Raw genomic sequence first — 6498 nt, 5'->3', positions numbered from 1 at the left:
AGTACCAGCGTACGGCCCACAGAATGATGTCACGCTGAAAATGCCGGCCTTTGAATGGGTTCATGTGCAGCTCCATCAGCAAAAGGGGATGATAAGTTTATCACCACCGACTATTTGCAACAGTGCCGAAAATAGCATTGATTTAGAGCTTTATGATCCAAAGCATACTGCAACCAACCAAACACAGGGTTTGAAATTACTGAGCAGTGAAAAACCTAGAACATTAACCAATGTCCCACTTAAAGTAACGACCACTAATATTCCATTAAGACATAGTGCCGCAGTAAGGGCAGCAGAAACCATGCTGATGGCGGATAGTACAACTTCAACCACTTTTTATAATTGTACAACAGGTTTTAATGTGAAAAACGCTGCGGGTACAAAATTTGCGACCACAGCGGCTCACTGTAAGAATTACAAAATTACTGTAGATGACCGCAAGACAACTGGCAATGATAATATTGCACTAACCTTTGTGGGAGACTTCTGGAATGGTAGTCAGGATTTCCAAACCATGAGTTTAGTATCATCTACACATACCTTGAACCCAGAATTTTTCGCCAGTGACAATGTGGTCAAAACTCTAACTGGTCGACGTACACAAGGTAACACACCTGTTGGTACGTATGTCTGTCATTATGGAATGAAAACTGGTTATAGTTGTGGTACGGTTCAGTCGACCGCATTTAAAGCATTTGGTACTGACAATAAATGTGGACCATCAGGGGCAGGTGTGTGTAATGCAACATGGGTAAAAGTTTCAGGTCCAACGTTGGATTGTTGGGGTGGCGATAGTGGTGGTCCAATCTTTATTGGAAGTGTGGCGGCAGGGTTATTATCTACTGCAACTTATCAAGGCACATGGAGTTCTTCCATGAAAGGTCAGGGGTATTGCGGAGGTGCCGCCAAACCTAATGGATATATGACCTATATGTCTACTGATGAACTCTATAAAGAGGGTTACTCATTATTATACGGACAATAACGATGACTAGAATATTTATACTGATGTTCGTCGTTGGACTTTTGAGCGCTTGTCATAAGCCTTCATCAGCCGATCAGTCCAAGATACAAGAATTACAAGTGATGTCCTTTAGTGAGCAGACCTTGGCGCAATTTTCTTGGGAATTAATCGAGGCAACAAATGCTAATAGTGAACGTATAGATTCATTATTTCTGGCTTCAAAACCTGACCAACCTATCACGCTAAAATTTGCAGAAAAGATGCTGTATATTGGGAATTTGTTTTGTAATATAAATTCGATTGGTATTCATTTTAAGGGCAATCATTTATATGCTGAACAACCAATTGTTGCCACAATGATGGGCTGTCCTGATGATATCAACTTACGTGAAAGTACGATGATAGATATTCTGGTGAATGCTCCCACATTATATCTTCAATCTCGTAAGGGGCAGGCACAACTGCTTATAGAAACACAAAAAAAAGAGAAATTGATTTTTAAAGGTGTTCAAGTCAACAAGTAGTCTAAATTCTTGCAGTACACTGATGAAAATCATAAGGTAAAGTTAGATATGAGGAAGCCCAATCATTTAGTTGGGCTTCTTTGTTTAAATATAATTTTAAGAGCCGGTAACTTATTTTCTGTAAGTTCCCTTTTACTATTTTTCTTTTGAGTATTTTATTAATCTAATTCTTTTACGCACTCAATAAGTATTACCACTATACCAACTCTTAGAAAGAGCTTTGAATTCCCTATTTAACATAATGGTGGTTATACGAAATAAAAAAAAACCTAGGCACTGCCTAGGTCTTAAATTTAAAAAAATACATAAAGATTAAGGCGCATGACACTTCAATCAAGCTATATTAATAATTACATACCATAGAAACAGCACCTTGATAGTTACCATTATTGCTCAAAGTCATACGGTAAATTGCACCAAGTACTAGGCTATTTGGTCCATTATCAGCTATGTTAAATGTACCGATCTGATTTGATTCACCTTGTTGTCCTACGATACCCAATAAGTTATAGCTGCTATAGTTATTGAATGAATCAACCCATCTCATTGATGAAGCAAAGGTAGTTTCATCACTGCCATTTTTTGCAGTAAATTTAACGTCGATATTGCCGTTAGGATTTAAGGTAATACTTCCATTATGAATGGATGGAGAAATAAATTTTTCAAATTGGCCACTATTGGTCACTTTTGCTTGAGTAGCATTAACATCAGTACAGTTAATTTGTTTGGTTTGGGCAGAAATACGCTTAGTAATGATTGGGGTAAATGCAAAATAAAAATAAGAGGCATTGCTATATTTGGAAATATCTGTTGATTTTATTTCCCCATTTTTTTCATAATTAAAAATTCCTTTGGTTACACGAGCAATCGTAAAGTTTTTATTTCCAGCAATTTCTTTCGCAACAATATCTCCTGTAATTTTGTAATCACCAAATTCGGTGATAATACCATCGGCATTTTGTTTTACAGAATCAAGTCTTGATGCACCAGAAGAATTAGGGTAGTCAAAAATAATATTGTAGGATTGTGATGGATTCAATTTTTCTAATACTGAACCAGTAGAAGTATCTGGTGTGGTGCCGCTGTTCCCTGTAGAGCTCGATGTACCATTCCCTGTAGAGCTCGATGCACCATTCCCTGTAGAGCTCGATGCACCATCACTGCCGCCGCCGCAGGCAGTTAAAGTAAGACCCAAAGAAATAACTAAAAAAGAGGTCTTAAATCGGTTCATGGTAATTCCTAGTTTAAAAGAATCAACTATAGTCTATTTTTAGAATACTGAAAATACGAACATCTTTTTATTTACAATAACTTAAGTGCATAAACCTACTTTTAAAGGCTTATTCAGCAAACAATGATTGATAGCTATTAACTTTATAGGCATATTTAATTCAAATATACCTCTCCTTTAACATAATGGTGGTTATACGAAACGAGAGCTGTTAGAACCCATTCAAAATGTCTATATTCTCACCAATAAAAATGTCTAGTTTATGATGCATATCTAAATATTTGTTTAGTCACCATTTTAATATGTTACTGTCACGATAACACTATCAGTATAATCGCCAGGAGTACTACCAATAGTTATACCTGATGCAATTTTCCCATATACAGTACTTGACTGAGCAGAACCTATACCTGTTAGAGAAAGACCACCACTTCCCCCTATGCTAGTAGTTCCACCTGTTTCACTCCAAAGATTACTAAAATTAGAATCCTTATAAAGTTGATAAGGGATATATTCAGTGGCAGACGAATGTTTCATTCGCCGACTGCTACTATAATTATTACCATTACCTAAATATATTGTGTAATTTGTTGCCTTATTACAAGTCGTTGAAATAGCTCCAGATGCGGTATAATTATTTTTTGTTGATCCAATATCAGAGATGCTACCAAAATTTATTACATCTGTAGAATTGAGCTGACATATTTTTGGAACAACATAGTTAGCTGTTAATGTAGTGCCACCAGAATCCCATCCACTACCAGTACTAGAACTAGTCCCTTCACATTGACTGGCAGAGCCACCTTGCATATCCCAATAAAGATTAACTGCTGCAGTATACGTACCGACTGGATAAATATTGGTTGAAGAGGATCTTTTAGGTACAGTTACTGTTACAGAATAATCAATGACATTGTTATTTGATACTGTAGTAACGGGGCCGTACCATGTATTAGAAGTTTGATTAGTTGAAGTTGAACCAGCACCGCCCACAGAAGCTATTACCGTATAAGGTAATGATGTTGAACTATTTGCAGTTGTTGTGCCTGTAAAAATTGTTTTCATGCACATATATTTTTCAACTTTATTGGAACTACTTCCTTCAGTACAAGTTATTGTTCCTGTAAAGGTAATTTTAGCAGGACTATCCAAATTTGTAGCATTATAAGTATGGGTAGTTGTAGTTGTGCCAACTGGTTTACATACAGCATGCGCTTTATTAAAAAACAAGCTTATAAACAGAATAAAAAAACTAATTATCAAAAACTTACACAAATTGGTCGAAATTATATTTTTCATTGTAACTTGATAGTTTGTGCAAATTATTGACATACATATGGCCCTAATTTCTTTAATGAATAATGTTCACTACCATAATCAAAATGAACCTGACATGAACCCTGATCTAGCAAATCAACATCAAGGATGTTTTTAGGTAGTAGACCTTGTACAAAAACCTCACCATCATAACCAATGAGTGCTGTATTTTCGCCATTAATCGTTACGCTATAACCAGGCTGAATAGGGTTATTGTTTTTATCTACTAGTTTTACAACAGCAGATATTACTTGGTGAGCATCAAAGTCAATGTGTGCACCTTGGCGATACCCCACAATTACTTTCTGTGCAGTATTTGGCACTTCCCACTGCAACGGTAAATAGGTTGGATCAAGGAAAATATGATGGGTTTGGTAAGGTAGTAAATTAGAAATTAAGAAACGACCTTGATGATCGGTTTTACCTAAATTAACACCACCATTTAGGATTTGGCTTTTTGGTCCTGCATTTGTAACAACTGCATAACCATCTCCAATTTCATTTGCAGCAAAAACCCTTCCTGCAGCAAAAACGAGTGAACCTGTTGCAGATAACGAAGCCTGATCTATATCACTATATCGACTATAACTAGCTGTGAGATAGGCAGGTCGAGCCCGATAATTTACATATGCTGAAGCATTGTTATTCGAACTTCTTTCATTGTGCTCAACATAGCCACCCCAACCTAATGAGCCAATTTCTGGGCCTGATAAGCCATTAAATTCTTGGCGGTAACTTGTAGTATTATCTGCATCTCTCGACATGCTCGTGATAGCATTAAACTTAAATGATGGGGTATAACGTAAAGCAATATAAGAACCATAATTTTTAGCATCATTAAAATCTTTATAAACCGATGCATATAAATTCCAGTTTTTACCAAGATTTGCATTGAAGTTGGCAGATAAAAGGCTATATTGAGATTCTTGTGATTTTATCTTATTATAACCAGCATAAACCCCATAACCATTATAAAAATTATAGCTTAATCCCGCCCGAAAGAGTTCATCAGCTAAAGCGCCTGATGTTAAAAAATTGTATTCTGCATCTTTTTCATTCTTATTATATCCATTTTCATAACGAACTTTTGAAACACGTGCTAGGTCATAATAATTATCAAAAACTTTTCTAAAGCTTGTATTAAATGAAATATCTTTATTAATCCGACCTTCTAACCCAATAGAACTTAAATAACCATTTTCATCTTTATAGTTACTCAACGAAAAATCTGCATTTACAACGCCCAAACCCCATAAGTTTTGTGCAAAACCGATACCTGCATTAGACAATCCATCAGTTGATGCTTCCATCCCACCACTTAACGTGAGCGATTGTTTAATCCCGTAACGAATCGATCCCGAACCAAAAAGCACCCCATCATCATAATCATTCGAATAAGAACCATAATTGTAACGTGGCATACCAACATCTACAGAAAACTGATTAACACCTTTTGCTAAAACTTTAGGTGAAAAGTAGTATGCCTTTTTAACTAAATTTTGCTTTCCTGTAGCATCGGTTGTTACTAAAGTGACCTCATTTCCAGAAATAAGAGGTAACTGTTTAATATCGAATGGGCCAGAGGGCACTATTCCAGAATATACTTTTTGCTGATTAACATATAAATCAAGCGTTGATGGTAGTGCTGCTGATCCTGAGAATTGAGGTAATGCTGTAGTAATAATGTCTGAGCGTTGAGCATACGCACTTGACCATTGCGCACCACCTAAACGCACACTGTTACCCCAGTCAGTAGTGTTTGATGTAAAATCACCAATGGTATAAAGTCTAATTTTTATCGGATTAATATATTGCCATTTCGATTCTAACCGTACAAATTTATTATGGCTATAATCATTTAGATCATCACCATTATACAAAACACCTGTATAGAAATTGCCTAGCCGAGTGCTATAAAATGCTTCAGCAGATCCAGAAAAAACATTCTGTTCGTCATTAATCGTATTGTAAAGACTATAATTAATGATCGCTGCATTCAATGGTTTTAAGTTTAATAGCTGATTTGGAGTCGCATTGGATCCTTCTAAATCCAGACTAAACCTAGTAAGCATCTCTTGAGGTACAGTTAAGTCTAAATTCTGATTACTTTCATCATATTTAAATTGAATTTTTTTATAATCATTTAAACAAATTAATTGTGTATCAGAAATATTCTCATCTAATATTATTCTTAGTGCTCTTAAATGCTTTGCTAAAATATATAATTTACCATTATTATCTTTTTTAACCGCTGTTAAATCACTTGTATTTTCACTATTAACAGATACATTCAAAAACAAATTGATATTAGATTCTTTGTTAGTAATATTTTGTGGGATAATATCAGGGATAATTGGAGTCGTAGCATGAGTGTCATCCCTTAACATAGCATAAGCAGTTGTATATGGTATACAAATCAAACATGCTGCTAGAACCCTATATTTCATAGCATTAAATGCCTT

At 35.5% G+C, this 6498-nt stretch carries 5 protein-coding genes; 2 read left to right on the top strand and 3 right to left on the bottom strand.

The annotated features are described in order from the left end of the window. Both FTV41_RS15345 and FTV41_RS12195 read left to right on the top strand, forming a co-directional pair. Window positions 1–985, top strand: a 985-nt coding sequence (locus FTV41_RS15345) for a S1 family peptidase (RefSeq protein ID WP_349665759.1), incomplete at its 5' end; no start/stop codon positions are given. Window positions 986–987: 2 nt separating this feature from the next. Further along, the gene (locus FTV41_RS12195; protein WP_074163995.1) at window positions 988–1488 is read left to right on the top strand and encodes an META domain-containing protein; all 501 of its coding nucleotides are present in this window, start codon (window positions 988–990) and stop codon (window positions 1486–1488) included. 343 nt (window positions 1489–1831) lie between these two features. On the opposite strand, the gene FTV41_RS12190 is transcribed toward FTV41_RS12195, so the two are convergent. The 3 genes from FTV41_RS12190 to FTV41_RS12180 form a co-directional block, all read right to left on the bottom strand. Continuing rightward, window positions 1832–2719: a hypothetical protein gene (locus FTV41_RS12190; RefSeq protein WP_046206305.1), complete on the bottom strand. Its 888-nt coding sequence runs from the start codon at window positions 2717–2719 to the stop codon at window positions 1832–1834. A gap of 297 nt (window positions 2720–3016) precedes the next feature. After that, window positions 3017–4051: a spore coat U domain-containing protein gene (locus FTV41_RS12185; RefSeq protein ID WP_179996613.1), complete on the bottom strand. Its 1035-nt coding sequence runs from the start codon at window positions 4049–4051 to the stop codon at window positions 3017–3019. Then, window positions 4042–6483, bottom strand: coding sequence for a fimbria/pilus outer membrane usher protein (locus FTV41_RS12180; protein WP_179996612.1), 2442 nt, complete (start codon window positions 6481–6483; stop codon window positions 4042–4044). Before FTV41_RS12180 ends, FTV41_RS12185 begins: the two co-directional genes overlap by 10 nt. Between the last annotated feature and the right edge of the window lie 15 nt (window positions 6484–6498).

Origin of the sequence: Acinetobacter sp. YH16051, from assembly GCF_013417135.1 — a bacterium.
Taxonomy (GTDB): domain Bacteria; phylum Pseudomonadota; class Gammaproteobacteria; order Pseudomonadales; family Moraxellaceae; genus Acinetobacter; species Acinetobacter towneri.
Note: the sequence above shows the minus strand (reverse complement) of the source record. Positions and strands in the feature narration are given on the sequence as shown.

What these genes read in the sequence shown, in the direction of transcription:
- FTV41_RS12195 (WP_074163995.1), top strand. Translation starts at nt 988, where the DNA reads ATGACTAGAATATTTATACTGATGTTCGTCGTTGGACTTTTGAGCGCT.
- FTV41_RS12190 (WP_046206305.1), bottom strand. Translation starts at nt 2,719, where the DNA reads ATGAACCGATTTAAGACCTCTTTTTTAGTTATTTCTTTGGGTCTTACT.
- FTV41_RS12185 (WP_179996613.1), bottom strand. Translation starts at nt 4,051, where the DNA reads ATGTCAATAATTTGCACAAACTATCAAGTTACAATGAAAAATATAATT.
- FTV41_RS12180 (WP_179996612.1), bottom strand. Translation starts at nt 6,483, where the DNA reads ATGAAATATAGGGTTCTAGCAGCATGTTTGATTTGTATACCATATACA.